24 protein-coding genes are annotated in these 25,723 nt (G+C 72.6%); 12 read left to right on the forward strand and 12 right to left on the reverse strand.

Features of this window, described 5'->3' with window-relative positions; genetic code table 11:
• Positions 1 to 134: 134 nt before the first annotated feature.
• From icmF to Pdca_RS22705, 4 genes are all read left to right on the forward strand, one after another.
• Positions 135 to 3,434 carry a fused isobutyryl-CoA mutase/GTPase IcmF gene (gene icmF, locus Pdca_RS22690; RefSeq protein ID WP_085915574.1) on the forward strand — a complete coding sequence of 1,100 codons (3,300 nt, stop codon included), beginning with the start codon at positions 135 to 137 and terminating at the stop codon, positions 3,432 to 3,434.
• Between the two features lie 76 nt (positions 3,435 to 3,510).
• The gene (locus Pdca_RS22695) at positions 3,511 to 4,935 is read left to right on the forward strand and encodes an MFS transporter (RefSeq protein WP_158092290.1); all 1,425 of its coding nucleotides are present in this window, start codon (positions 3,511 to 3,513) and stop codon (positions 4,933 to 4,935) included.
• Positions 4,936 to 5,444: 509 nt separating this feature from the next.
• Positions 5,445 to 6,029, forward strand: coding sequence for a hypothetical protein (locus Pdca_RS22700; RefSeq protein ID WP_085915572.1), 585 nt, complete (start codon positions 5,445 to 5,447; stop codon positions 6,027 to 6,029).
• A complete protein-coding gene (locus Pdca_RS22705; protein ID WP_085915571.1) occupies positions 6,026 to 7,102 on the forward strand; it encodes a serine/threonine-protein kinase in 1,077 nt (358 codons plus the stop codon). The genes Pdca_RS22700 and Pdca_RS22705 overlap by 4 nt, the downstream gene beginning before the upstream one ends.
• A 42-nt stretch (positions 7,103 to 7,144) precedes the next feature.
• Here the strand turns inward: Pdca_RS22705 and Pdca_RS22710 are convergent, their stop codons facing one another.
• The 3 genes from Pdca_RS22710 to Pdca_RS22720 are packed head-to-tail and all read right to left on the reverse strand — an operon-like array spanning position 7,145 to position 9,373.
• Entirely contained in the window at positions 7,145 to 8,095 is a 951-nt protein-coding gene (locus tag Pdca_RS22710) for a hypothetical protein (protein WP_085915570.1), read from the reverse strand.
• On the reverse strand, positions 8,092 to 8,979 hold the full coding sequence (locus Pdca_RS22715; protein ID WP_085915569.1) for an ATP-binding cassette domain-containing protein: 888 nt from the start codon (positions 8,977 to 8,979) through the stop codon (positions 8,092 to 8,094). The genes Pdca_RS22710 and Pdca_RS22715 overlap by 4 nt, the downstream gene beginning before the upstream one ends.
• A gap of 4 nt (positions 8,980 to 8,983) precedes the next feature.
• Complete coding sequence (locus Pdca_RS22720; RefSeq protein WP_085915568.1) at positions 8,984 to 9,373, reverse strand: GntR family transcriptional regulator; 390 nt, start codon at positions 9,371 to 9,373, stop codon at positions 8,984 to 8,986.
• Positions 9,374 to 9,513: 140 nt separating this feature from the next.
• On the opposite strand from Pdca_RS22720, the gene Pdca_RS22725 reads away from it, so the two are divergent.
• Positions 9,514 to 10,122, forward strand: coding sequence for a DUF2975 domain-containing protein (locus tag Pdca_RS22725; RefSeq protein WP_158092289.1), 609 nt, complete (start codon positions 9,514 to 9,516; stop codon positions 10,120 to 10,122).
• Positions 10,123 to 10,124: 2 nt separating this feature from the next.
• Complete coding sequence (locus tag Pdca_RS22730) at positions 10,125 to 10,349, forward strand: helix-turn-helix domain-containing protein (RefSeq protein WP_085915566.1); 225 nt, start codon at positions 10,125 to 10,127, stop codon at positions 10,347 to 10,349.
• 51 nt (positions 10,350 to 10,400) lie between these two features.
• On the opposite strand, the gene Pdca_RS22735 is transcribed toward Pdca_RS22730, so the two are convergent.
• The gene (locus Pdca_RS22735) at positions 10,401 to 11,615 is read right to left on the reverse strand and encodes an alpha/beta fold hydrolase (protein ID WP_232021128.1); all 1,215 of its coding nucleotides are present in this window, start codon (positions 11,613 to 11,615) and stop codon (positions 10,401 to 10,403) included.
• A 63-nt stretch (positions 11,616 to 11,678) separates the two neighbouring features.
• Positions 11,679 to 12,920 (reverse strand): MFS transporter, encoded by a 1,242-nt coding sequence (locus tag Pdca_RS22740; protein WP_085915564.1) that lies wholly within the window; start codon positions 12,918 to 12,920, stop codon positions 11,679 to 11,681.
• A 68-nt stretch (positions 12,921 to 12,988) separates the two neighbouring features.
• Between Pdca_RS22740 and Pdca_RS22745 the strand changes: the two genes are divergently transcribed.
• Positions 12,989 to 13,906, forward strand: coding sequence for a LysR family transcriptional regulator (locus tag Pdca_RS22745; RefSeq protein ID WP_197719802.1), 918 nt, complete (start codon positions 12,989 to 12,991; stop codon positions 13,904 to 13,906).
• Positions 13,903 to 14,667: a helical backbone metal receptor gene (locus tag Pdca_RS22750; protein ID WP_085915562.1), complete on the forward strand. Its 765-nt coding sequence runs from the start codon at positions 13,903 to 13,905 to the stop codon at positions 14,665 to 14,667. The genes Pdca_RS22745 and Pdca_RS22750 overlap by 4 nt, the downstream gene beginning before the upstream one ends.
• Before the next feature lie 30 nt (positions 14,668 to 14,697).
• On the opposite strand, the gene Pdca_RS22755 is transcribed toward Pdca_RS22750, so the two are convergent.
• Together Pdca_RS22755 and Pdca_RS22760 are read right to left on the reverse strand one after the other, a co-directional pair.
• The gene (locus tag Pdca_RS22755; protein ID WP_085915561.1) at positions 14,698 to 16,245 is read right to left on the reverse strand and encodes a GMC family oxidoreductase; all 1,548 of its coding nucleotides are present in this window, start codon (positions 16,243 to 16,245) and stop codon (positions 14,698 to 14,700) included.
• Positions 16,242 to 17,729, reverse strand: coding sequence for an aldehyde dehydrogenase family protein (locus Pdca_RS22760; RefSeq protein WP_174824358.1), 1,488 nt, complete (start codon positions 17,727 to 17,729; stop codon positions 16,242 to 16,244). The genes Pdca_RS22755 and Pdca_RS22760 overlap by 4 nt, the downstream gene beginning before the upstream one ends.
• Positions 17,730 to 17,869: 140 nt before the next feature.
• On the opposite strand from Pdca_RS22760, the gene Pdca_RS22765 reads away from it, so the two are divergent.
• Positions 17,870 to 18,634 (forward strand): IclR family transcriptional regulator, encoded by a 765-nt coding sequence (locus tag Pdca_RS22765; protein WP_174824357.1) that lies wholly within the window; start codon positions 17,870 to 17,872, stop codon positions 18,632 to 18,634.
• Here Pdca_RS22765 and Pdca_RS22770 read toward each other — a convergent pair.
• Positions 18,631 to 19,077, reverse strand: a complete 447-nt coding sequence (locus Pdca_RS22770) for an SRPBCC family protein (protein WP_085915560.1) — start codon at positions 19,075 to 19,077, stop codon at positions 18,631 to 18,633. The two genes, Pdca_RS22765 and Pdca_RS22770, sit on opposite strands and share 4 nt — an antisense overlap.
• A gap of 204 nt (positions 19,078 to 19,281) precedes the next feature.
• Between Pdca_RS22770 and Pdca_RS22775 the strand changes: the two genes are divergently transcribed.
• From Pdca_RS22775 to Pdca_RS22785, 3 genes are all read left to right on the forward strand, one after another.
• Positions 19,282 to 19,587: a hypothetical protein gene (locus Pdca_RS22775; RefSeq protein ID WP_125911525.1), complete on the forward strand. Its 306-nt coding sequence runs from the start codon at positions 19,282 to 19,284 to the stop codon at positions 19,585 to 19,587.
• A 4-nt stretch (positions 19,588 to 19,591) separates the two neighbouring features.
• Positions 19,592 to 21,196, forward strand: a complete 1,605-nt coding sequence (locus Pdca_RS22780) for an alpha/beta hydrolase (protein ID WP_085915558.1) — start codon at positions 19,592 to 19,594, stop codon at positions 21,194 to 21,196.
• Between the two features lie 161 nt (positions 21,197 to 21,357).
• A complete protein-coding gene (locus tag Pdca_RS22785) occupies positions 21,358 to 22,002 on the forward strand; it encodes a TetR/AcrR family transcriptional regulator (protein WP_158092288.1) in 645 nt (214 codons plus the stop codon).
• A 75-nt stretch (positions 22,003 to 22,077) separates the two neighbouring features.
• On the opposite strand, the gene Pdca_RS22790 is transcribed toward Pdca_RS22785, so the two are convergent.
• The 4 genes from Pdca_RS22790 to Pdca_RS22805 form a co-directional block, all read right to left on the reverse strand.
• On the reverse strand, positions 22,078 to 22,281 hold the full coding sequence (locus tag Pdca_RS22790; protein ID WP_085915556.1) for a cold-shock protein: 204 nt from the start codon (positions 22,279 to 22,281) through the stop codon (positions 22,078 to 22,080).
• Between the two features lie 153 nt (positions 22,282 to 22,434).
• Positions 22,435 to 22,740: a hypothetical protein gene (locus Pdca_RS22795; RefSeq protein WP_085915555.1), complete on the reverse strand. Its 306-nt coding sequence runs from the start codon at positions 22,738 to 22,740 to the stop codon at positions 22,435 to 22,437.
• 8 nt (positions 22,741 to 22,748) lie between these two features.
• Positions 22,749 to 24,413 (reverse strand): sigma-54-dependent Fis family transcriptional regulator, encoded by a 1,665-nt coding sequence (locus tag Pdca_RS22800; protein ID WP_085915554.1) that lies wholly within the window; start codon positions 24,411 to 24,413, stop codon positions 22,749 to 22,751.
• A 95-nt stretch (positions 24,414 to 24,508) separates the two neighbouring features.
• Positions 24,509 to 25,675 carry an LLM class flavin-dependent oxidoreductase gene (locus Pdca_RS22805; protein ID WP_085915553.1) on the reverse strand — a complete coding sequence of 389 codons (1,167 nt, stop codon included), beginning with the start codon at positions 25,673 to 25,675 and terminating at the stop codon, positions 24,509 to 24,511.
• Positions 25,676 to 25,723: the final 48 nt, after the last annotated feature.

The raw sequence follows: 25,723 nt of genomic DNA on the forward strand, positions 1-25,723 counted from the left end.
GCCGAGGCGTGTGTGGCCTGCACCGGGAGTGATCGTGATGTGACCCGCACCCCGTTTCTTGTACGTCCGATACTAGGATGTCAAACTAAATGAGCCGGGCCCGTCGTCCGCACACCCGGCGGGAGGAGCGGGTCATGGCCGACAGCCGCGGAGTGAGCACCGAGACCGAGCTGCACATCCCCACCCACCCGGTCCGGTTCGTCACCGCGGCCAGCCTCTTCGACGGCCACGACGCCGCGATCAACATCATGCGGCGGATCCTGCAGAAGCAGGGCGCCGAGGTGATCCACCTGGGGCACAACCGGTCCGTCGACGAGGTCGTGACCGCAGCCATCCAGGAGGACGTGCAGGGCGTCGCCATCTCGTCCTACCAGGGTGGCCACGTCGAGTACTTCTCCTACCTGGTCGAGCTGCTGCGCGAGCGCGGCGCCGGCCACGTGCGGGTCTACGGCGGGGGCGGCGGCGTGATCGTCCCCGAGGAGATCGAGCTGCTGCACTCGCGCGGCGTCGCCCGGATCTTCTCCCCGGAGGACGGCCAGCGCCTCGGCCTTCCCGGGATGATCAACCTGATGATCCGCGAGTGCGACACCGACCTGGCCGAGCTGCCGCCCTCGCCGTCGGCCACCGACGGACCGGCGGAGGCCGCCTTCGCCGACGGGGTGTTCTCCGGCGAGGCCGCGACGCTCGCCCGCGCACTCACCCTCGCCGAGACCGGGCGTCTGCCCGAGGAGATCCACCGGCGGATCGCCGCCACCGAGCGGCCGGTGCCGGTCCTCGGTATCACCGGCACCGGCGGTTCCGGCAAGTCATCGCTGACCGACGAGCTGGTCCGCCGGTTCCGGCTCGACCAGGAGGACAAGCTGCGGATCGCCGTCCTCGCCGTCGACCCGACCCGTCGCCGGGGCGGCGGCGCGCTGCTCGGCGACCGGATCCGGATGAACGCGATCTCCGGCAGCGGGCCCGCCGGTGCGGGCGGCCACGGCAACGTGTACTTCCGCAGCTTCGCAACCCGCGGCAACGAGGGCAGCTCGCTGCCCGAGCGGCTCGGCGACGCCATCGCGGTACTCCGCAGCGCCGGGTTCGACCTGGTGATCGTCGAGACGCCCGGCATCGGCCAGGGCGACGCGGGCATCGTCCCGTTCGTCGACCACTCGCTGTACGTGATGACGCCGGAGTTCGGCGCCGCGTCCCAGCTCGAGAAGATCGACATGCTGGACTTCGCCGACGTCGTCGCGATCAACAAGTTCGAGCGTCGCGGCGCCGAGGACGCGCGTCGCGACGTCGGCCGCCAGCTGGTCCGCAACCGCGAGGAGTTCGGTGCGAGCTGGGAGGACATGCCGGTCTACGGCACCTCGGCCGCCACCTTCAACGACGACGGCGTCACCGCCCTCTACCAGCACCTGCGCGGCCTGCTCGCCGCCGGCGGGCTGGCCGTGGGCGAGGGCAGGCTCGCCCGGGTCGACACCAAGACCTCGTCGGATCACGCCGCGGTGATCCCGCCGGAGCGCAGCCGCTACCTGGCCGACATCGCCGACACCCTGCGCGGGTACCACGCCGACACCGAGCGGCACGCGCTCGCCGCGCGCACCCGTCAGCACCTGCGTACCGCCCGCGAGCTCGTCGGCGAGCAGGTCATCGAGGCGCTCGACAAGGCCGAGCGGCAGCTGCCCGCCGAGGCGGCCGAGCTGCTGGAGAGCTGGCCGTCGCTGGTCGAGGACTACTCCGGCGACGAGTACGTCTACACCGTGCGGGACAAGGAGTTCCGCACGAAGCTGACGCGCGAGACGCTGTCCGGCAACAAGATCCGCCGGGTCTCGCTCCCGCGCTACGACGACGACGCGCAGCTGCTGCGCTTCCTGCGGCGGGAGAACCTGCCCGGCCGCTTCCCCTTCACCGCCGGGGTGTTCCCGTTCAAGCGGGAGGGCGAGGACCCGGCCCGGATGTTCGCCGGCGAGGGCGACCCGTTCCGCACCAACCGCCGCTTCAAGTACCTGTCGCAGGATTCCGCGGCCAAGCGGCTCTCGACCGCGTTCGACTCGGTGACCCTCTACGGGCACGACCCGGACACCCGGCCCGACATCTACGGCAAGGTCGGCACCTCGGGCGTCTCGATCGCCACTCTGGACGACCTGAAGGCGCTCTACGAGGGCTTCGACCTCTGCTCGCCGACGACGTCGGTGTCGATGACGATCAACGGCCCGGCCCCGACGATCCTGGCCTACTTCCTCAACACCGCGATCGACCAGCAGACCGATCGATTCCGCGACGAGCACGATCGCGAGCCGGACGCCGCCGAGCGCGAGCAGATCACCGCGTACGCGCTCGCGAACGTCCGCGGCACGGTGCAGGCCGACATCCTCAAGGAGGACCAGGGGCAGAACACCTGCATCTTCTCCACCGAGTTCTCGCTGCGGATGATGGCCGACATCCAGGAGTGGTTCATCGCGCACCAGGTGCGCAACTTCTACTCGGTCTCGATCTCCGGCTATCACATCGCAGAGGCCGGGGCGAACCCCATCTCGCAGCTGGCCTTCACGCTCGCCAACGGCTTCACCTTCGTCGAGAGCTACCTCGCCCGCGGGATGAGCATCGACGACTTCGCGCCGAACCTGTCGTTCTTCTTCTCCAACGGCATGGACGCCGAGTACACCGTGATCGGCCGGGTCGCCCGGCGGATCTGGGCGGTCGCGATGAAGGAGCGCTACGGCGCGAACGAGCGCTCGCAGAAGCTGAAGTACCACGTCCAGACCTCCGGCCGGTCGCTGCACGCGCAAGAGATGAACTTCAACGACATCCGGACCACGCTGCAGGCGCTGTGCGCGCTCTACGACAACGCGAACTCACTGCACACCAACGCCTACGACGAGGCGATCACCACGCCGAGCCAGGAGTCGGTGCGCCGCGCGATGGCCATCCAGATGATCATCACCAAGGAGTGGGGCCTCTCGATGAACGAGAACCCGCTGCAGGGTTCATTCGTCGTCGACGAGCTGACCGACCTGGTCGAGGAGGCCGTGCTCCGCGAGTTCGAGTCGATCGCCGAGCGCGGCGGCGTGCTGGGCGCGATGGAGACCGGCTACCAGCGCGGCAAGATCCAGGACGAGTCGATGCTCTACGAGCACCGCAAGCACTCGGGCGAGCTGCCGATCGTCGGTGTGAACACCTTCCTCAAGCCCGAGAACGACGACGAGCCGCAGGAGATCGAGCTCGCCCGCGCCACCGAGGACGAGAAGCGCTCGCAGCTGGAGCGGCTGGCGGACTTCCAGTCCCGGCACCGCACCGAGGCCGAGCAGGCGCTGCGCCGCCTGCAGGACGTCGCCACCGGTGACGGCAACGTGTTCGACGAGCTGATGAAGGCCGCGCGGGTGTGTTCGCTGGGGCAGCTGACGACGGCGTTCTTCGAGGTCGGCGGGCAGTACCGGCGCAACATGTGATCGAGTGGGGGCGGCGCCGGCGACATCCGGCGTCGCCCCCACTCGATTTGCTTGCTTCAAGATAACTATCATGGGCGTGACCCCGACGAAGGGCACGCCGACCGTGACCGAGAGCGTCCGCGACACGCCGCACGCCGCCGCCCAGCCGCTCCCCCGGCGGCACGCCGTATTCGCCGTCGTCGCGCTCGCCCTGTTGATGGTGGCCCTGGACCAGACCGCCGTCGCCACCGCGCTGACCACGATCAGCAACGACCTGCGCACCGACCTGGCTTGGGTCGGCTGGATCATCACCGGCTACGCGGTCGGGCAGATCCTCGCGCTGCCGCTGGGCGGCAGGCTCTCCGCCCGCTACGGCGCCCGTCGGGTGTTCCTGCTGGCGATCGTCGGCTTCACCGTTCTGACCTGCCTGTGCGCGCTCAGCCCCGGGATCGGCCAGCTGATCGCCTGCCGGTTCCTGCAGGGCGTCGCGGGCGGGGTGATGCTACCGGCGGCGAACGGGATCGTCGCGCACCACTACGGATACGACCGGGACCGGGCGCTCGCGCTGTTCACCAGCGTGCTGCCGATCGGGGCGATCCTCGGCCCGCTGCTCGGCGGCCTGGTGCTGACCGTCTGGTCCTGGCACGCGATCTTCCTGGTCAACGCCCCACTCGGAATCGTGGTGATGACCGCCGGGGCGTTCCTCGTCCTCGATCCGCCACGCCGCGATCCCGGCAGGCTCGACATCCTGGGCATCGCCCTGCTGCTGAGCACCCTGGTCACCGGGATGATCGCGATCACCGTGCTGGGCGCGGTCGGCACCGGCCCCACCGGGATCGCGATCGTCGTGCCGGCCGCGCTGCTCGCCGTCACCGCCGGGTACCTGTTCGTCCGGCACGCCCGGCGGCGGCCCGATGCGGTGGTGCCGTGGCGGCTCATCGCCGGACGCGGGCTCGGCATCATGAACTCGACGAACCTGCTGCTCGGCGCCGCGATGATCGGCTCATCGGCGCTGCTGCCGCTCTACGCCCAGACCCGCTACGAGATGGCGCCGCTGGCCGCCGGCGCACTGCTGGCCGGGCGGGGGGTCGGCTCGATCGTCCTGTCCGGCGTGTCGGTCGCGCTGCTGCGCCGGACCGGGCACCGGCCACTGCTGCTCTGCGGGATGGGCCTCGTGGTGACCGGGCTGCTGCTCGCCGCGGCACCGCCGTTCCGGACGACGCCGGAGATCTGGCTGCTCGTCGCCGCCACGATGCTCGGCGCCGGAACCGGACTGACCGCCCCGGCGGCGAACAACGCGGGCATGCACCTGGTCCCGGGCGAGGTCGCCGCCGTGTCCGGACTGCGGATCATGTTCCGGCAGGTGGGCGGCATCGCCGCGGTGTCGGCGACCACGGCGGCGGTCGCCGCGGCGAGCTCCCCCGGAACCGCGGGAGCGGTCGCACTGGTGGTGCTCGCAACCCTGCTCGGCGGGATCACGCTGGTCGCGGCCCGGCTGCCCAATCAGCGCGGCCGCTGGTGAGGGTGTCCGCCCGCCCCGACCCGGACGGACACCGCCCGGTCAGCGGCGCGACCGGGACCTGCTGCCGCGACGGCCGCGGTTCCAGCCGCCCAGGATGCCGATGGCCTCGACGAACGACTCGGCAGCCTTGGAGAGCTTTCGACCGGCCTTCTTCATCGGGTGTCCTCCACGGGGATTCGGTTCTGCACGGGGTGGTGCTCGGGAGCGGCGTCCACCGTCTCAGAGCCCCGGACCGCAGTTCGCGAGGGGTCATTGCTCCATCCCGGTGACGCCGGGCCGCCGATTCGTTCCGGATCGGAAACACATCACCCACCTGCTGCACCGGGCCCCGGCGTGTCCGCTCGGTGCCCGCCGTCCGGACCAGCGTCGGCGGCCACCCCGTCAGCACCGCCGCCTCCCGGGTGACCCCGCTGCCGTGTGTGATCTGCGCTCCGCGGTGGTACTCCGCGCGGGTCACCCGGTGGAGTGAACACCGATCGCTGCCGGGCACGACGTATCGAGGGGGTCAGGTGACACCGGACGTAGTGATGTGGGTCGTGATCGCGGCGGTCGTGCTGCTCGTACTGGGAGCCGTGCTGGTGGTCGGCTCGCGGATGCGGGGCAGACGCCGGACGGCGGCGCTGCGCAGGCATTTCGGCCCGGAGTACGACCACGTGGTCGAGCACTCCGGCGGCCGCACCCAGGGTGAGGCGGAGCTGCAGCGCAGGCTGTCCCGGCGCAACGGGCTCGACGTGCGCGAGCTCGACGCCGACGAACGGGAGCAGTTCGCGGCCGGCTTCCAGCAGGCTCAGAACTCGTTCGTCGAGACGCCGCGGACCGGGCTGCGCGACACCGATCTGCTGGTGCAGCAGGTCATGCGCAGCCGCGGCTACCCGGTCGAGCACTTCTCGGAGCGCGAGGCGATGGTGTCGGTGGACCATCCCGATCTGGTCGGGCACTACCGGGCCGCGCACGCGATCGCCGTCGCCGACACCCAGGATGACGCCGACACCGAGCAGCTCCGGCAGGCGATGGTCGACTACCGATACCTGTTCGACGAGCTCATCGGTGCCGGGCACCCGGAGAGCACGCACCGCGATCTCCGGGCGTCGTGACCGGACCGGGCGAGCGGACGACGCAGGTCCCGGCCGCCGAGGGGGACCTGCTCGGCGGCCGCTACGAACTGCGCGGTGTGCTCGGCGAGGGCGGCATGTCCCGGGTGCATCTCGGGCACGACCGCCAGCTCGACCGGCCGGTCGCGATCAAGCTGCTGCACTCCGCGGATCCCGACGACATCGCCCGGATCGGCGACGAGGCCCGTGCCGCCGCGGCGGTCGACCACCCGGGTGTGGTGACGGTGCACGACGTCGGCGACACCGGCGACGGTGGCGGCGGGGTCTATCTGGTCATGTCGTTGATCGAGGGCGACACGCTCGCGCAGCGGGTGCAGCGCGACGGCCCGCTCGATCCGGCCGAGGTGGTGCGGATCGGTGTCGCCGTGTGCGACGCGCTGGGCGCCGCGCACCGGGCCGGGGTGGTGCACCGTGACGTGACGCCGGGCAACATCGTCCTCGGTCCGGACGGCCGGGTGACCGTCACCGACTTCGGCATCGCGCGGCTCGGCGAGGGCGCCGGGCGCACCCGCACCGGGTACGTGATCGGCACCCCGCTGCACATGGCGCCCGAGCAGGGCCGGGCCACCGGCCGGGTGGACGGGCGCGCCGATCTCTACGCGCTGGCCTGCTGCCTGTTCACCGCGCTGACCGGCCGCCCGCCGTTCACCGACCCGGACGCCTTCACCGTGGTGCTGGCGCACCTGCGCGACGCCCCGCCGCGCCCGTCCACGCTGCGGGAGGGGATCCCGCCGGCGCTGGAGGAGGCACTGCTGTGGACCCTGGCGAAGGACCCGCAGCGGCGCCCGCCCGACGCGGCCGCACTGGCTCGCGCGCTGGCCGCGACCATCGGGACGACGACGCCGGTGCAGCGGCCGGACGCCGGATCCGGCTCGACCCGGCAGCTCCCGGGCGGCGGGCAGGCCGAGGCGTCGCACGCGCTGCACAGCACCCTCGACGACGTCGACAACGACGACGCGGCCGCCGCCGACCGGCGACGCCGGGTCGGCCTGGCCCTGATCGTGCTGGCCGCCCTGCTGGTGCTGGTGGTCCTGGCCGCCGCCCTGCTCCTCTGACCGGGGCCGGCCACACGCCATCATGTCCGTCAGCCATGTCCGTCAGCCCAGGCGGCGGGCCCGCACGTAGCTGCTGCTCAGCAACGCCGCGGACAGGATGATCGCGACACCGGACTGGATCAGCTGGAGCGGCCAGAAGTTCGACTCCGGCTGGTACTCGAACTCGGCGGCGGTCACGCCCTCGCGTTGCAGGCAGGCCGAGTAGTTCTCCTGCGGACCACAGCCCACTCCGACCTGGCCCGACCCGATCATCTCGCCGGCAGGGCCTCGGAAGGCCATGTCACGGGGCATCCCGTCGACGTCGGCGGTTCCGTCGAACTCACCGATCGGAACCACCTGCACCGATGTCGGGAGGATGTCGTATCGCGTGTAGAGCAGAACCGCGAAGATCACGAGCCACCCGAGCACGGTGCCCACGACGACGGCGAGGCTGCTGCGCAACCACGTCCCGAGTGCCGCGGCGAGGCTGAAGCTGATCAGTACGGAGGCCAGCGGCCAGGTCCCGTGGAGCTCGAAGCCGAGTGGTTCGATCCGGCCCTGCCGGAAGAGCGTCTCGAACGGCGCCAGCGCCCATCGGGCGACCAGGGTGAGCACGAGCGCACCGGCGAGCGCGGGAAGCAGGGTCGTGGCGATGTTCGTCGTCCACCACCGTGCCCGGCTCACCGACTGGGTCAGCACGAATCCCGCGGTGCCTTCCTCGGTCTCTCGTGTGAACAGGGCGGCGGCGACGATCAGCCCCAGCAGCGGAACCAACGCCCACAGCCAGAACTGCAGGAACCGGTGGGGCCAGAGGAAGGAGTCGTAGAGCTCGCGCCCGCGACCCCAGCCGGTGCAGTCCTGAGCCGGATCGACGAGGCAGGCCGAGTCGCCCAGGCCTGCGGCACGCGACTCGAGCAGGAGCCGCGCGACCACGAGCAGGGCGACGGTGACGACGACCAGGGCGGCCGCCAGCAGCAGGGCACCACGTTGACGCCGCCATACCAACCAGGTCATGCCGCCTCCGGATCCGACGCGGCCGGAGCCTGGAGGTAGGCCACCACGAGTTCCTCGAGGGTCGGTGCCGAACCCGAGGGCCCGGGTTCGGCCGCAGGCTCGTGGTCGCGGACCAGCGCGACGGTGTGGCGTCCGCCGTTGCTGCGGTGCACGACCGTCTCGTCGTCGACGAAGGACGTGGCCGGTCCCGAGTGGATCCGGTGACCGGCGAGCAGCCCGTCGATACCTCCGTCGAGCATCACCCGCCGGTCGCCGAGCAGGACCAGGTGATCGCAGGCGTCTTCGATGTCGGTCACGACGTGCGAGGACAGCAGAACGGTCATCCCGGTCTCGGCGACCGCGGCGAGCACCGTGCCCATGATCTCCCGGCGTGCCAGCGGGTCGAGCTCGGCCAGTGGTTCGTCGAGCAGCAGCAGCCGCGGGCGCCGCCCCAGGGCCAGGGCGATCGCGACCCTGGCCCGCTGCCCCGCCGACAACTCCCCGATGCGCTGCCCGACGCCGATGCCGGCATCGGCGATCAGCGACGCGGCATGGGCGCCGTCCCAGTTCCCGCCCGAGTTCAGCACGGCCGCCGCACGCAGCATCTCCCGCACCCGGAAACGGCGGTAGAGCGGCTTGTCCTGGGCCACGTAGCTCACCCCCGCGGGCGTCCCCGTCGCGGCTGGATTCTCACCGAGGACCTCGATCCGCCCCGCGCTCGGCCGCGCCAGCCCCACGGCCATGCGCAACAGCGTCGTCTTGCCAGCCCCGTTGGCACCGACGAGCGCAGCCACCCGACCGCGGGGCAGGGCGAAGGAACAGTCGCGCAACGCGTCCCGACGCCCGAACTGCTTACCGACGGCGTCGTAGCGCAACACCGTGTCCGTTGTCTCGTCCTCATTCATCGGTTCACTCCCCCTCGTACCACCGCTCGACGACGTCGGCGAACAACGCCTGCACGTCCTCGACCGTCATCCCGGCCGCGACGGCCTCGTTCATCCAGTCCTCCAGGCGCGTACGCAGCGCCCGGTCGGCCACCGAGTCGGGCCGGCCCAGCGTGTGGAGCACGAACGTGCCCTTCCCCGGCCGGGCCTCCACCAGTCCCTCGCGCTCGAGTTCCCGGTAGGCCTTGTGCACGGTGTTCGGATTGATCGCAATGGCCTCGACGACCGCTTTCGCCGTCGGCAGTCGGTCGCCGGGTGCGAGCGCACCCACGCGCAGCGCCTGCCGCACCTGCGTGACGAGTTGCAGGTATGTCGGCACGCCTGATCGGCGCTCTATCCGGAACTCCACGACCACCCCAAACCACTAAGCTCTTAGTGGAATGGTGGCAGTGCGGACCACCGCGGGTCAAATCGGCCGCGCCGGCCCGGCGCGGCCCGGCCACCGCATGTATCGTTCATCGATATGTTGTTAATCGATATGACCGGGACCGCGTCGTGACCGTCCACTCGCGAGTCCTCGACGTCGTCCGGCTGCTCGCCAAGGTCTTCATCTGGTTCGTCGTGCTCGGACTGATGGTGCCTGCGTACAAGCTCGTGTCGGTGCTGATCGGCGGCGTGTTCGTGGGGTGGCCGTCGTTCGTGTTCGAGCTCGGCGACGATCGGCTGCCGTTGGCCCCGGATGCGAACATGGTGGAGGGGACGCTGCTGGTCGTCGGGCGCAGCCAGGCGTTCCTGGGAGCGGTGGCCGTCGAGCTCGACGCCGTGTTCACCGTCGGCTATCCGATGTTGATCGCCGTTCTGGCGGTGCGCGCTCTGGACCTGGCTCGCAGTGACGGCCCCTTCAGCGAGGCGATGCCGACGCGCCTGGGCCGGCTGGGCTGGGCCCTGGTGGCGCAGCCGGTGAGCGCGGCCGCTCAGGCCCTGTGCACGGCGCAGCTGAGAAGCACCGTGCTGGCCGGGTCCACGTTCGGCGACGAGTTCTCCAGCGCCTTCGGTGATGCGCTCACGTGGGCGGCGATCGCCTCCGGGGCCGGGATCCTGGTGTTCCGCTCGATCATCATCGAAGGGGTCGGGATGCGCCGGGACCTCGACGGGACGGTGTAGCCGTGCCACCACGCACGACGGGCACCATCAGGGTCGGTCTCGATGCACTGCTCGCCGAGCGAGGCATGACGGTGACCGAGTTGGCGCGCCGGGTCGGGATCACGCACGCGAACCTGTCCGTATTGAAGAACGGGCATGCTCGCGCGATCCGGTTCTCCACCCTGGCAGCTCTCTGCGAGGAGCTCGACTGTCAGCCCGGGGACCTGATGGCGTACCGCTCGGACTGAGCGATCCCCGGTCCGGTCCCGCGTGCTCCGGAACCCGGGATCACCGCCGGCTCAGCTGCCCAGCGTGTCGAGTGCGATGCCGGCCCGCATCAGCGGGCCCAGCAGGGCGGACGGCCCGCGCTTCGGGAGCGCGGCGAGCCGGCCCGCCAGCTTCGGCAACGCACGGTGCGCGCCGGCCTCCATCACGTGCGCGACATTCAGCGCCGCGAGCCGGTGGGTGTCCAGCGCGCTGTGGCCGTGTGCCGCGATCGGGACCAGCACGGCGTCGGGCAGCAGCTCGGTGACCCGCTCGGCGACCGGTCGTGGCGTGCGCAGATCCCGGTCGCCGGACACCACCGCGACCGGCCAACCGAAGTGGTCCAGCTCGGCCGCGACGTCGTAGGGCGGGGTGCGCGGCTCCGCCGCCGGGGCTCGCGCGAACAGCCGCTGCGGATCGAGCACATGCCCGTCCGGCGGGGCGTCGAAGCCGAGCTCGCTCTGCCCGATCGGCCGGACCAGGTCGGGCTCGAACACCATCGGCTGCCCGGTCGGCGACTCGACCTCCGCCCGGCCGAGCCCGGCGATCCGGGCCCAGCTGCGTCGGCCCCGGCCGCGCAGGCGCGCCTCGAGCAGCCGCTCCAGCGGCGCGGTGCCCGCGAACTCGTACACGTGCTGGACCACACCGGACAGGTCCAGCGGGTCCTCCCCCGCGGCGGCGAGTTCCCGGACCAGCGCCGCGCACCGGGCCGTCGCCGGATGGTGCCCGTCCCAGAACAGCGCGCGCAGGTGCGCCCGGACCTCGGCGATGTCACCGGCGTCCAGGCCCGGCGAGTCGAGCACCATCGCCGCGATCCGGTCCGGGTGCCGGATCGCGAACACCTGGGCCAGGTAGCTGCCGTACGAGGTGCCGTAGACGATCGCCCGCGGCACCCCCGCCGCATCCAGCACCGCCGCCAGGTCGTCGGCCGCCGCGGTGCTGGTGACGTCGTCGACGGTCAGGTCCGCCCCGGTCGAGTCGTGCCGGGACAACCCGACACCACGATGCTCCACCATGATCAGATCCAGGCCGCGGCGCACCGCGGCCCGGCGCAGTCCCCGGTAGGGCAGCACCGAGGCCAGCCCCGGGCCGCCCGGGATCGCCAGCACCGGCGTCCGCTCGCCGGGACCGGAGCGCGCCCAGGCCAGCGGCAGCTCCCGGCCGCCGTCCAGCGGGCGCGGCACCCGGCCGCCGAAGCGCGCCACCTCGGCCTGCCCCATCGACGTCCACGCGGCTGTCGGGTCCCCCATCGTCGCCCCCCCTCGTCGTGTACCCCGATGATCCACGAACGAAGGGTCCGCCGCGTTCCCGGTTCAGCCCTGGCCTGCCGGGGCACCGACCCGGCGCAGTACCAGCGCCAGCGCGAGTGCCGCCAGCAGCAGCACACTGACGTAACCCGCCAGCGCGGACCAGCCGCCGTGGTCGAAGGCGATCCCACCGGCCGCGCCGCCGACGCTGGAGCCCGCGTAGTAGCCGACCAGGTACAGCGACGACGCCTGTGCGGGCACGGCACCGGGGAGCAGCCGGGAGCGGCGGCCGACCCAGCTGCTGGCCACCGAGTGCGCACCGAAGAAGCCGACCGTGATCATCACCAGTCCGGCGAGCACCGAGCCCAGGACGTCCGGCACCGTCACCCACACCCCGGCCAGCGCGAGCAGGGTGGCCGACCACAACACCGGACGACGGCCGAACCGGTCCCCCAGCCGACCGGCCCGGGTGGACGCCCAGCTGCCCGCCAGGTAGCCGAGGAACACCAGGCCCACCAGCGTGCCGGGCAGCGAGAACGGCGCCGCGAGCAGCCGGAACCCGAGGTAGTTGTAGACCGTCACGAACGCGCCCATCAGCAGGAACGCCATCCCGAACAGGCACAGCAGTCCCGGATCGGTGAGGTGCCGGCGCAACGGCCCGCCGAGGTCGCGCAACCGGGTCCGGGACGGGGTGGGTGCGGTCGCCGGCGGCAGCAGCAGCCGGAACGCGACGGTCGCCAGCACCGACAGCGCGCCGACGGCGGCGAGCCCGGCCCGCCAGCCGCCGAACTCGGCCACCCAGGCCGCGACGAGCCGGCCGGACAGCCCGCCGAGCGTGTTGCCCGCGATCAGCAGGCCGACCGCGCCGCCGAGATGCCGCCCGGAGACCTCGTGGGTCAGGTGCGCCATGGACAGCGCGGGCAGCGCCGCGAGTGCCACCCCCTGGAGCGCCCGGACCGCGACGAGGGTCTCGAAGGTCGGCGCCAGCGGGGCCAGCAGCGCGAGCACGGCCGAAACCGCGAGCGCCCACGTCATCACCCGGGCCCGGCCCCACGCCTCGGTGACGGCCGAGAGCGGGAGCACGGCGAGCGCCAGCGCGCCGGTCGTCGCCGAGAGCACCAGGCTGGCCCTCGACGAGCTGACACCGAACTCGGCGGACAACGCCGGCAGCAGCCCCTGCACGCTGTAGACCAGCACGAACGTCGCCATCCCGGACAGCCACAGCGCGGCGCCGAGCCGCCGGTAGCCCGGCGAACCGCGCTCGTGCGGCGGGGCGGCGAGCGCGGCGGGACGTTCGGTCGTTGTCATCGCACACGACCGTAGGCCGGACCGCTGCGATGCGTCCAATGCATGTGCTGGACATTTACCATGCAGATATGCATGAGTTGCTGGCACCGGCGCTGCACCGCTTCGTCGCCGTCGCGCAGGACGGGAACCTGACCCGCGCGGCCGAGCGGATCGGCGTGCCGCAGCCGACGCTGTCCCGCTCGATCGCCCGCCTGGAGGACGATCTGGGCATCGCGCTGTTCCGGCGGGTCGGCCGCGGCCTGCGGCTGACCCCGGCCGGCCGCACCCTGCAGACCAGGGCGGAGGCGGCGCTGGCCGAGCTCGCGGCGGCCACCGCCGAGCTGGCAGGCGACGCGGACCCGGCGACCGGCCTGGTCACCCTCGGCTTCCTCGGCACGCTCGGCCCCGAGGTGGTGCCCCGGATCCTGCGCGGCTTCCGCGACGCACACCCGCGGATCCGGATCGACCTCGTCCAGACCCAGCACGCGGCACTGCTCGACCGGGTCCGCGACGGCACCGTCGACCTGGCCCTGACCTCGCCGATGCCCGACGAACCGGGCCTGGTCGCGAACGCGCTCGCCGAGGAGGAACTGCGGCTCACGGTGCCGTCCGGCCACCGGCTGGCGGACGAGCCGGTCGCCGATCTCGCTGAGGTGGCCGGCGAGCCGTTCCTCCAGTTCGCCCGCGGGTACGGGCTGCACGGCATCGTCCGCGCCTGGTGCGAGCAGGCCGGGTTCCGGCCGCGGGTGGCGTTCGAGGGCGGCGAGACGGCGACCCTGCGCGGCCTGGTCGGCGCCGGTCTGGGGGTGGCGCTGCTGCCGCTCGGGCCGGACGTCCCCGGCGTCGTCCAGCTGCCGGTCCGCACGCCGCGCACCGTCCGCACGCTCGGGATGGTGCATGCCGCCGGTGGCCGCCGGACCGTGCCCGTCCGCGACCTGTGCGACTTCGTCGCCGAGCACGGTCCGCGGCTGCTCGGCCCGGATCCTCGGGCTACCGTCGGACGATGACCCCGGTGATCGACGACGAGGGCACCGCGGTGCCCGTTCCCGGCGAGGTACGACGGGTGGTGTCGCTGGTGCCATCGCTGACCGAGGCGGTCGAGGCCACCGCCCCCGGCCTGGTGGTCGGCGCGACCGACTGGTGCACCCACCCGTCCGACCTGGCCGCCGAGCGGGTCCGCGGCACCAAGAACCCGGACGTCGAGCGGATCGTCGCGCTCGCCCCGGATCTCGTGCTGGCCAACCAGGAGGAGAACCGGCCGCCGGACCTGGCCGCGCTGCGCGCCGCCGGCCTGGCCGTGTACGTCACCGACATCCGCGACGTCGACGGCGGGCTCACCTCGCTGGGCCGGCTGCTCACCGCCTGCCGGCTCGACGAGCCGGGGTGGCTGCGCGAGGCACACCAGCTGTGGGGCGCGATCCGGCCGTCCTCGCCACGGCGCCGGGTGGTCGTCCCGATCTGGCGGAAGCCCTGGATGGCGGTCGGTTCGGACACCTTCACCGGCGCTGTGCTGGACCGGCTCGGGTTCGACAACGTGCTCGCCGGCTCCGCCGAGCGCTACCCGCGCATCGATCCGGCCGAGCTGCCCCCGCACGATCTGGTGGTGCTGCCCGACGAGCCGTACCTGTTCACCGCCGACGACGGCCCGGAGGCGTTCGGCGCACCGTCCGCCCTGGTCAGCGGGCGACTTCTGACCTGGTACGGCCCCAGCCTGGTGGAGGCGGCGCGGGAGCTGCCCGGCGCGCTGGGCCTACCGGCCCGCACCTGAGGCCCGGCGGGGCCCCGGCGCGGGCCCGGCTCAGGACCGGAGCAGGTCGGCGCACTTCTCGCCGATCATCATGGTGGTGATGTTCGGGTTGATCGCCGGCAGGAACGGCATCGCCGAGGCGTCCGCGACCCGCAGGTTGGTCACGCCGCGCACCCGCAGCCGGTGATCGAGGACGGCCGCCGGGTCGTCGTCGGTGCCCATCTTCGCAGTGCACGCCGGGTGGTAGACGGTGTTGTGGGTCTTGGAGATGTAGTCGGCCAGCTCGTCGTCGGTGACGGCGTCCGGGCCGGGTGCCAGCTCCGCGGCGATCCACTCCTTCAGTGCGGGCTGCTCGGCGATCCGCCGGGCCAGCCGGATCCCCTCGGTCATCACCCGCATGTCGTGGCCCTCGGGATCGGTGAAGTACCGCGGATCGACGCGGGCCCGGTCCCGGAAGTCGCGGGTGCGCAGCCGCACCGTGCCCCGCGACCGGCCGCGGGTGACGTTCGGGGTCAGGCAGAACCCGTTGTCGGTGGTCGGGTAGCCCCAGCGCAGCGTGTTCATGTCGAACGGCACCGAGCCGTAGTGCATCATCAGGTCCGGCCGGTCCAGCCCCGGGTCGGTGCGGTGGAACAGGCCGATCTCCCACCACTGGGTCGATTCGGTCACCATCGGGCGTGCCGCGTCCCAGAAGACCAGGCCCTCCACGTGGTCGTCCAGGTTGGACCCGACGCCGGGTGCGTCCACCCGCACGTCGATGCCGAACTCGCGCAGGTGCCCGGCCGGCCCGATGCCCGAGAGCATGAGCAGCTTCGGGGTGTCGATCGCGCCCGCCGAGAGGATCACCTCGCGGTCGGCGTGCACCGTCTCGCGGCCCGGGCCGATCCCGCGCTGGTACTCGACGCCGGTCGCCCGGTTGCCCTCGAAGAGCACCTGCGAGGCCCAGCAGTCGGTCCGGACCTCCAGGTTCGGCCGTGAGTCCAGGATCGGGTGCAGGTAGGACGCCGACGACGACGCCCGCGTCCCGTCCGGGAAGGAGTTGATCTGGAAGTACCCGGCGCCGTCGGTGACCGTCGTGCCCTCGTTGAACCGCACGGTCGGCATCCCGACCGCGGCCGCGGCCTCCAGCACGGCATTGCCGCACGGGTCGTGCGGCGGGATCTGCATGAGATTGACCGGGCCGGAGCGGCCGTGCCCGTCCCACTCCCCGTCGTTGGTCTCCAGGCGGGCGATCAGCGGCCAGCACTCGTCGGCCGACCAGCCGGTCAGCCCGGACGCGGCCCACTCGTCGAGGTCCTCGCGCGGGGTCCAGAACGCGATGCACGAGTTGTGCGACGAGCAGCCGCCGAGCACCTTCGCCCTGGCGTGCCGCATGTGCGAGTTGCCGCGCTCCTGCGGCTCGACCGGGTAGTCCCAGTCGTAGCCGGAGTCGAGCAGGTTCATCCAGTCGGCGAGCCGCAGGATGGCCTGGTCGCCGACGTCCGACGGGCCGGCCTCCAGCAGCAGCACCCGGGTCGACGGGTCCTCGGACAGCCGCGCGGCGAGCGCGCATCCGGCCGAGCCGCCACCCACGACGACGTAGTCGAACCGGTCGCTCATGCCCGGCCTCCCTCGGTGCTCCCGGCGAACCAGCGCTGCGGCTCGGGCGCGGTGTTGTGCCAGATGTGCTTGATCTCCTGGTACTCGGCCAGCCCGGTCGGACCGAGCTCACGGCCGTTGCCGGAACGGCCCATGCCGCCCCACTCCGCCCCCGGGAAGTACGGGTGGAAGTCGTTGATCCACACGGTGCCGTGACGCAGCGCGTTCGCGACCCGGTTGGCGCGCCCCATGTCCTGGGTGAACACCGCGCCCGCGAGGCCGTACTCGGTGTCGTTGCCGAGCCGGATCGCCTCGGCCTCGGTGCTGAACCGCTCGACCGTGAGCAGCGGGCCGAAGGTCTCCTCCCCGATCAGCCGCGAGCCGGGAGCCAGGTCGGTGATCACGGTCGGCAGGTAGAAGTAGCCGTCCTTCAGCTCCGGGTCGTCCGGCCGGGCGCCGCCGCAGCGGATCGTCGCCCCCTCCGAACGGGCCGCCGCGACGAAGTCCTCGATCTTGGCCAGGTGCGCGGCGGACACCAGCGGGCCGACCTCGACACCGTCGGCCAATCCGTTGCCGAGCCGGATCAGCTGCGCCCGGCGGACGATCTCGTCGACCACGGCATCCGCGATCGAGTCCTCGATGATCAGCCGCGCACCGGCCGAGCAGACCTGCCCGGAGTGCAGGAACACCGCGAGCATCGCGTAGTCCACGGCCAGCTCGAAGTCGGTGTCGGCGAAGACGATGTTCGGGTTCTTCCCGCCGAGCTCGACGGCGGTGCGCTTCACCGTCTCCGCCGAGGCCCGGATGATCGCCCGCCCGGTGTTCAGCCCGCCGGTGAACGACACCATGTCGACGTCGTCGTGCTCGGTCAGCGGGGCGCCCACCGACGGGCCGTCGCCGAGCACGATGTTGACCACGCCGGGCGGGATCCCGGCCTCCGCGCACAGCTCGACCAGCTTGACCGACGTCAGCGGGGTCACCTCGCTGGGCTTGATCACCATCGTGTTCCCGGCGGCGATCGCCGGGGCGACCTTCCAGGACAGCTGCAGCAGCGGGTAGTTCCACGGCGTGATCAGCGCGCAGACGCCGATCGGCTCGTGCACGATCCGGGACACCACGGTGCTGCTGCCGGTGTCCACGATCCGTCCGGCGTCCTTGTCGGCGAGTCCGGCGTAGTAACGGAAGACGGCGGTGACGTCGTCGACGTCCTGCCTGCCCTCGGCGATGGTCTTTCCGGTGTCCAGCGTCTCGGTCCGGGCGATCTCCTCCCGGTCCCGGACCAGCAGGTCCGCGATCGTGGAGAGGATCTCGCCGCGCTCGGCGGTGGACGTGGCACGCCACGGCCCGGTGTCGAACGCACGGCGGGCGGCGGCGACGGCACGGTCGACGTCGTCCGGCCCGGCCTGGTCGACCTCGGCCACGGTGGAGGCGTCGTACGGGTTGATCACCGGAGCGGTCCCGGCGGAGCCGCCGGTCCAGGTTCCGTCAATGTAGAGACTCGGCACCGGGGCAGCGTTCACCTGCGGATGAACGAACGCAAGCCGTGGTCGGAACGGTATGACGATCCGCACCGGGTGGGTGAGGGTGACGCCATTCCGCGATGTCCGGGCGGGCGTCCCGCCGACTGCCCGGTTAGGGTTGCGCCATGGGCAACCCGGTGCGTAGTCGCGAGTCCGGGGTGCAGTCCGTCGATCGCGCGATCACCGTGCTGGAGCTCATCGCCGGGCTCGGCGAGGCCGGGGTCAGCGAACTCGCCGCTGCGCTCGAGGTGCACAAGTCCACGGCGTTCCGGCTGCTCGGGGCGCTGGAGGAGCACGGCCTGGTCGAGCAGATCGGGGACCGGGGCAAGTACCGGCTCGGTTTCGGCCTGATCCCGCTCGCCGGCCGGGTAGCCGAGCGCCTGGAGGTCACCACCCAGGGCCGCCCGGTGTGCGACGAGCTCGCCGCCCGGCTCGGCGAGACCGTGAACATCGCGATCCCGGACCGCGGCTTCGCCGTGAACGTCGACCAGGCCCGCGGGCCGTCGATGGTCACGACCTACAACTGGCTGGGCCGGATCACCCCGATGCACAACACGTCCAGCGGCAAGGTTCTGCTCGCCGCCGCCGTGATCGACGATCCCACGGCGCTGCCCGATGAGGTCCGGCCGGCCGATCGCGCTGCGCTGTCCGAGGAGCTCGCCGAGGTCGCCGCCGCCGGGTACGCATGGTCGATGGAGGAGCTGGAGACCGGGCTGAACGCGGTCGCCGCACCGGTGCGCGACCACAGCGGGAGCGTCGTCGCGGCGCTGTCGGTGTCCGGGCCGTCCTACCGGCTCTCGGTCGAACGGATCGAGTTGATCACCCCGGACGTGGTCGCGGCCGGGCGCGAGATCAGCCGCCGGATGGGCTTCTGGGAGCCACCCGCCTAGAGCTTCTCGAGCGCCGGCGGGAGATTGCGTTCGATCTCGTCCCCGAGCCGCTCGAACTCACGGCGCAGAAACGGCGCGGCCAGCTTGAGCAGCCCCTTCAAGCGCAGGTCCGCCCGGTAGGTCACGACGCTGCCGCCGTCCTGGGCGGGCTCGACGGGCTCCGCGACGACGTCCACGGTGGCGGTGACCGTGCTGTTCTCCCCGACGAACTCCAGCCGCGAGTCGCTGCGCCCGATCAGGGTGTAGGCCAGCTCGGTCTCCCGGCCGTTGTAGACCGCGACCGCGTGCCAGGTGGAGCCGACGCAGATCGGCCCCCCGGCGTCGGACCGGGTGCACGACTTCGTCCCGGGGTTCCAGTCCTCGCTGTGCCCGAGATCGGCCAGGTAGCCGAGCACGGCACCGGCAGGGGTGGACACCGTCATCACCCGCTGGAAGCCGACCACGTCGCTCCTCTCACCCCGACTCGGACGGCGAAGATGGTCTCACGTCGCGGAACCTTGATCGAGAGCGCGGCCGGGTACCGGTGCGGCGATCGCGGCCGTGATCCGGTTCCGGCGTTCCGCCGCGCGGACAGCGCCGTCCGGCGCAGACTGCGGAACCCCAGCGGGACGTACCGAACGCCCGCGCCGCACCCGGGAGGCCGACCGGTGGCACCGAGGAACACGTCCGCGACGACCGGAACGGTGCAGGTCGAGCCGGACCTGCTCGTCAGCTCGGCGGAGCGGCTGACCCTGCTCGCCGACGCACTGGGCTCCGCAGCCGCATCGGTGCCCGCGCTGCCGCCGGAGCCCGGATTCGGTTCGGGCACAGCGGCCGCCGACCTGGAGGCGGACCTGATCGACGCCGTCCGCGGGCACGCAGAGCGGGCCCGGCACACCGCGGGTGCGGTGCGCGCCGCCGCCGCGAGCTGGCTCGAGGCCGACGCGACCGCCGCCGCGTCGTTCGCCGGCTGATCCGGTGCCGTCACTGAGCGAGCTGCTCGCCGCCGATCCGGGAGCCTGGCTGCGCCGAGCCGGTGCCTGGGACGCGCTGTCGCGCGATCTCGCGGCCCGCGCCGACGATCTCGACCGCACCGGGCACGCGGCGCTGCCCGGGCGCTGGACCGGCGCCGACGCCGATCGTGCGCGCGAGCAGCAGGACGCGCTGCGCGCCCGGCTGACGACCGACGGCGCGGTCGCGACCCGCGCCGGGGAGGTGCTGGGCCGGCACGCCGGGGAGGTGCTCGCGGCACAGCGCCGGATCGTGCAGGCCGCGCTCGCGGTGCATCCGCTGCTCGACGTCGATCTGGCCTCCGGCACCGTCTCGGTCCCGGCCGTGACACGGGGCATCGCCACCGTGTTCGCGGTCGGCGGACCCGCGGTCGTCCGCCTGCTCGCGGTGGAGAACCTGCGGTTCGGCAACGCCGTACGGTCGGCGCTCGCCGAGGCCGCCCGCTCGGACGCCGCGACCACCGCAGCGCTGCACGCACTGCGCCCGGCGGCGCCCGGCGGGGTCCCGGCGGTGGCGCCGGCCGGCGCGGCCGCCGCCCGTACCTGGTGGGCCGGCCTGCCGGAGGGCGAGCGCGACCGGCTGACCCGCACCCGGCCGGATCTCGTCGGGGGCACCGACGGGATCCCCGCGGCGGCCCGCGACCGGGCCAACCGGATCCGGCTGGACGCCGAGCGCAGCAGGCTGCGGGCACACGCCGACCGGCTGCGGATGGCCGGCGACGACGACGGCGCCGAGCGCGCGGAGGCCGGCCTCGCCGGACTGGACGCGGTGTCCCGCAGGCTCGACGCGGGCGACGCGACGCTCATGGGGCTCGACCGCGGCTCCGGGAACGGGCGGGTGGCGCTGGCCGTCGGCGATCCGGAGCGGGCCGCACACGTCGTCACGCACGTCCCGGGGACGGGTACCGGCTGGACCTCCGCGAAGGAGGACCTGCGCCGGGTGGACGCGACCCGCGACGCCGCCCGCGACGCGGCGGGCGACGGCGAGGTGGCCGCGGTGCTGTGGACCGGCTACGACGCCCCCGCCGACCTCGCGGGCGCCACCGACGGCCGGGAGGCGGACCGCGCCGCCGCGGACCTGCGCCGCTTCCAGGACGGGCTGCGCACCGGTCACGACGGACCGGTGCACCTGACCGCGGTCGGGCACTCGTACGGTTCGCTGGTGCTCGGCCGGGCGGCGGGGCCCGGTATCGCCGCCGACGACGTGGTGTTCGTCGGCAGCCCCGGCGTCGGGGTGCCGCACGCGTCCGAGCTCGGGGTGCCTACCGACCGGGTCTGGGCGACGACCGCACGCAACGACCCGATCCAGCACGCTCCGGGCACCGAGGTGTTCAGCACCTCGCGTGGGCAGGCACCGACCGGCCTGGTGCACGGGGCGAATCCGGCCGGTGCCGGATTCGGCGGCACCGTGTTCGACTCGGCGCCGGGACCGCTGGGTCGCGACCGGTTCGACGACCCCGCGACACCGACCGACGAGTCGGAATGGATGTCCGCGCACAGCGCCTACTGGGATCCGGGGACACCCGGACTCCACACCATCGGGCGGATCGTCGCGGGCACTGCGACACGATGACGCTGAGTGACCGGAAGGACGCTCTTCGGGACCGCCACCCCTCCGTCCGGCGGAATGAGCGACCGCTCAAGGAACCATCGATGGCGCAGGTCACAGATAGTCGTCAGATAGACGGCGACTACCCTCCCACCGGAGCAGGAACGAGCAGTAGCATGCCGAGCGTGACCGAGACCGAGAGCAGACCGGCGCGGCGCACCGGACGTCCCCCGTTGACCGACCGGGCAACGCTGCTCGCAGCGGCCCGAGAGCTCGGCTTCTCCGACCTCACGGTCGGCGCGGTGACCGCCCGGGTCGGCGTCAAGTACTCGACGTTCTACCGGCATTTCCCCAGCCTGGAGTCGCTGGTGGCAGCCCTGGTGGACGACGTCGTGACCGAGGACGCCTTTCCCGACGCCGAGGGCCGCTGGCAGGAGCAGCTACTCGCCTTCGCGGCGGCGACCTTCGACATCATGGCAGCGCATCCCGGGCTCGCACCGGCGATGGTCCGGCTGCCGGAGACGCCGGATGCCTTGATGGCGGCGATGCAGCGGCTCACCGACCGGCTGCTCGCCGCGGGCTTCAGTGCCGAGGATGCCGTGCTGGCCACCAGCACGGCGTTCGAGATGGGCATGCACCCCTGGCTCAGCGCGAACGGCCAGGGGGTGGGCGATGCCCGCCGCCGCGACCAGATCATCGATTCAACGCGGCAACTCGACCCGCGGATCCGCGCGGTGTTCCGCGACCAGGTCGACAATCCGCCCCGCAGCTGGACACTGCGCCGGGTCGAGCTGGTCATCGCCGGGCTGGAGGCCCGGCCCGCCGGCTGACCGACCTACCGACACGGGAACGCCCGGGGTGCTCGACGCACCCCGGGCGTTCCCGTCGGTGAGAGATTCTCCCGCTCAGGTGGGCACGACCTGATCCGCCTGCGGACCCTTCTGCCCCTGTGTGACCTCGAAGGTCACGGCCTGCCCCTCGTCGAGGGAGCGGTATCCGGAGGACTGGATCGCGCTGAAGTGGACGAACAGGTCCTGCCCGCCTCCGTCCGGCGTGATGAACCCGTACCCCTTCTCCGCGTTGAACCACTTGACGGTTCCCTGTGGCATCCGGATATCTCCTCGCGTCTTGCCGGTACCTACGAGATGGACCCTAGCCGTCAACACGCCCGAGGGGGACTGCACAACAGCATCAAAATCTCGGGCGCGTCGCCGGGCGGCGTCCGCTCGGTCCTGATCTTTGCGACCGCCCCCCGGGCGTGCTCAGCCGATCTCGACGTGGGCGCGCACTGCCGCGCCGTCGTCGGTGAGCCAGCCCTTCCGGTCGGCGTAGGCGAGCATCCCGGCGAAGCCGTCCTCCCAGTCGTCGCCGACCCGGCCCGCGGCGAGCCTGCGGACCGCGTCGACCCGCACCAGGACGTCCTCGCCGTCGAGCTGCCCGACGTCGTGCCCGGCCAGCGCAGCGGCGAGCCCCTCCGGCGTCATGTCGGCCGGACGGACCACGTGGAAGGCGGTGAACACCTCCGGCTCGGCCAGCCGGACGTCGGACTCGGTGACTGCTACGAACACGGGTCTCCTCAGAGGCGGTAGCTGCGGATCTTGGCATAGAGCGCGGTCCGGGAGATCCCCAGCTCGCGGGCGGCGGTGGACTTGTTCCCACCGTGCGTGCCCAGCACGGTACGGATGACCTGTGCCTCGGCACGCTCGAGCGGGGACAGCGCCCGGCGGGCGGCCGCGGCGCGGATCCCGTCGGGCAGCGCGGTGGCGGGCAGCACCGGCCCGGGATCCTCGGCGACGGCGTCCCGGACCACCCTGGCGAGCTCGGCCAGATTGCCGGGCCAGTCGTGACGGCGCAGCGCGGCGAGTGCGTCCGGCGCGAACGACAGGCCCTCGCCGTGCCGGCGCAGCTGCGTCCTGGCGAGCGCGGCGACGTCGTCGGGGCGGCTGCGCAGCGACGGCAACGACACGGTGCCGGCGCCGAGCGCGTCGAGCAGCATCGCCGCGGACGGCCCGGGTACCTCGCCGTCGCCGACGGTGACGGTCAGCCCGATCGGCGACCGGCCGGCGAGCACGGCGGCGGCCGCGCGGGCCGTGGCCGGATCGAGCATCTCGACGTGCCGCAGAAGCACGGCACCCTCGTCCAGCGCGGCCCGCAGGCGCCCGATCCACGGCCCAGGGCCGTCGACGGCCTGCATCGCGGCGTCCACCGTGGTGTGCGGCCCGAGGACGGTGCCCAGCGCGGTCGCCTTCCCCGTCCCGGCCTCGCCGCGGACCGCGACCGGCCCGGAGTCGATCAGCCGGGCGGCGCGGTCGGCGGCCGCCGACCACGGATCGGCCTCCGGGGCCGGGCGGCGGCGCGGGCCGGGGACCGCGGCCGCCGGCTCCTGCGCGGACACGGTCAGCAGCGCGCCCGCCGTGGTGCCGCCGGCCCGCACCAGCCGTACCCGGGCGGTCAGATCGGCGGGCAGGTCGATCGAGGTCCCGTCCACGACGGAGCGCGGCGAGCGGAGCTCGTCCCAGATGTCGAGCCGGTCGAGGCCGATGTCGGCGGCCTCCGAGTTGGTGATCAGGACACCCTCGCCGATCACCGCGACCGGCCCGCTCCCCCGCCGCTGCTCGGCCAGGAAGGCGTCGAGCAGGTGCCGTTCGCGGATGCTCGCCTGGTCGAGCATGGCGGTCCGGATCTCCTCCACCAGCTTGCGCACGACCACGACGAGCAGATGGTTCGCGTCGCCGGCGCGGCAGGTCACGTTGACGGCACCGACGGTGCGCCGGGTGATCGGGTGCCGGACCGGCGCGGCGACGCAGGTGACGTCGTGGAAGCGCTGCACGTAGTGCTCCGTGCCGTGCACGACGGCGAGCGCGCCGGTCTCCAGCGCGGTGCCGAGGCCGTTGGTGCCGACGTACTCCTCGCCGAAGCAGAAGCCCTCGATCACCGACAGGTTGTCGAGGGTGCCGCGCAGCATCGGCTCGGACACCCAGCGCCAGATCACGCTGCCGTGCTCGTCGGAGAGCGCCAGGCAGGACCGGTCGCCGACCAGCAGCCCGGCCATCTCGGTCATGATCGGGACGGCGACCCGGGCGAACGACGAGTCGATGTCGGTCTCGACGTAGGGGACGTCGACGTACTCGGGATCGACACCGCTGAACCGGGAACGGCGCCACGAGGTGAGGACGTCACCGCGCAGGTCGCCCGGCTCCTCGCCGGACTGGAACAGCTCCCAGACGCTCCTGGTCGTCATCGACCCCTCCCTTCACCGGTGATCCTCGCCCGTACGCCGCCGGGACGCCAGGGCCGGGCCCCTCGGCGGAGGGCCCGGCCCCGGCGGGAACGGGATCAGCTCCCGGCCTTCTCCTGCTCGTAGCGCTTGGTCATGATGTCGACGGCGTCGAGCTGGGTCTGCGCGTGCTTCTCCCGGGTCGAGGTGGCCCGGTCCTTCGCCGCGAGGGTGCTCGCGGCCTGGCCCTGGAACTCCGGCATCACGTGCTGCGCGATCAGCTCGTAGGACCGCTTCGTGGCCTCCGGGTTCGCCCACTCGTGGCCCAGCAACAGGAACGCACCGAACCCGCCCGACTGGTCGGCGAGCTTCTGCACCTGCGCCTTCGCGTCCTCGACCGTGCCGATCGCACCGATCCCGGCCTCGTTGATGAAGTCGATCATCTCCTTGATGTCCCCGCCCGCGACCGCCATCTGCGGGAACGCGGCGACCTTCTGGAAGTACCGGAACCAGTGCTCGATGCCGTACTCGACCTCGCGGTAGGCCTGCTCGCGGGTCTCGGCGATGTGCATCAGCCCGACCAGGCGCCACTTCTCGCGGTCCGGGGCCGGCTGCCCGAAGTGGGCGGCCCGCTCCTCCACGACGCTCCAGTGATGGGCGAGCGCGTCGAACCCGTCCTGGGTGAGCGTCGCACCGATCGAGAGCAGGCCCACGCCGTGCTGCCCGGCCATCCGCGGGCCGGTCGGCGAGGCCACCGCGGCGACCGCCACGTCGAAGCACGGCTGGGTGTAGGGGGCCAGCTGCAGCTGTGCGTCGATCAGCTTGTGCGTGCGGGTCTCGGCGTTCACGACCTCGCCGCGCAGCAGCCGCATGATGATGTCGAGGTTCACCTCGAGCAGCTCACGGGTGTCGGTCGGGTTCAGCCCGATCATCGCCGAGTCGGTCGGCAGCGAGCCCGGCCCGCAGCCGAGCATCGCGCGGCCGCGGGTGAGGTGGTCGAGCATCACCATGCGGTCCGCCACCCACAGCGGGTTGTGGTAGGAGATCGATGTGACACCGGTGCCGAGCTTGATGTTGCGGGTCCGCTCGGCGGCGGCCGCGATGAAGATCTCCGGCGAGGCGATGATCTCCGAGCCCGCCGAGTGGTGCTCGCCGAACCAGGCCTCGTCGTAGCCGAGGCGGTCCAGGTGCTCCACCAGCTCGAGATCCCGCTGCAGGGCGAGCGTGGGGTTCTGACCGGGCTTGTGGAACGGTGCCAGGAACGAGCCGAAGCGGATTCGGGTCACGGGGTCCTCCTGAGGAGCTCTCGGGTGCGGCCGTGATCCCGACCGCGC

It is taken from the genome of Pseudonocardia autotrophica (assembly GCF_003945385.1).
GTDB classification, from domain to species: Bacteria; Actinomycetota; Actinomycetes; order Mycobacteriales; family Pseudonocardiaceae; genus Pseudonocardia; species Pseudonocardia autotrophica.

Excerpts from the sequence above, each read along its gene's own strand:
- icmF (WP_085915574.1), top strand. The coding sequence starts at position 135 with ATGGCCGACAGCCGCGGAGTGAGCACCGAGACCGAGCTGCACATCCCC.
- Pdca_RS22710 (WP_085915570.1), bottom strand. The coding sequence starts at position 8,095 with ATGACCTGGTTGGTATGGCGGCGTCAACGTGGTGCCCTGCTGCTGGCG.
- Pdca_RS22715 (WP_085915569.1), bottom strand. The coding sequence starts at position 8,979 with ATGAATGAGGACGAGACAACGGACACGGTGTTGCGCTACGACGCCGTC.
- Pdca_RS22735 (WP_232021128.1), bottom strand. The coding sequence starts at position 11,615 with ATGGGGGACCCGACAGCCGCGTGGACGTCGATGGGGCAGGCCGAGGTG.
- Pdca_RS22740 (WP_085915564.1), bottom strand. The coding sequence starts at position 12,920 with ATGACAACGACCGAACGTCCCGCCGCGCTCGCCGCCCCGCCGCACGAG.
- Pdca_RS22745 (WP_197719802.1), top strand. The coding sequence starts at position 12,989 with ATGCATGAGTTGCTGGCACCGGCGCTGCACCGCTTCGTCGCCGTCGCG.
- Pdca_RS22750 (WP_085915562.1), top strand. The coding sequence starts at position 13,903 with ATGACCCCGGTGATCGACGACGAGGGCACCGCGGTGCCCGTTCCCGGC.
- Pdca_RS22755 (WP_085915561.1), bottom strand. The coding sequence starts at position 16,245 with ATGAGCGACCGGTTCGACTACGTCGTCGTGGGTGGCGGCTCGGCCGGA.
- Pdca_RS22765 (WP_174824357.1), top strand. The coding sequence starts at position 17,870 with ATGGGCAACCCGGTGCGTAGTCGCGAGTCCGGGGTGCAGTCCGTCGAT.
- Pdca_RS22790 (WP_085915556.1), bottom strand. The coding sequence starts at position 22,281 with ATGCCACAGGGAACCGTCAAGTGGTTCAACGCGGAGAAGGGGTACGGG.
- Pdca_RS22800 (WP_085915554.1), bottom strand. The coding sequence starts at position 24,413 with ATGACGACCAGGAGCGTCTGGGAGCTGTTCCAGTCCGGCGAGGAGCCG.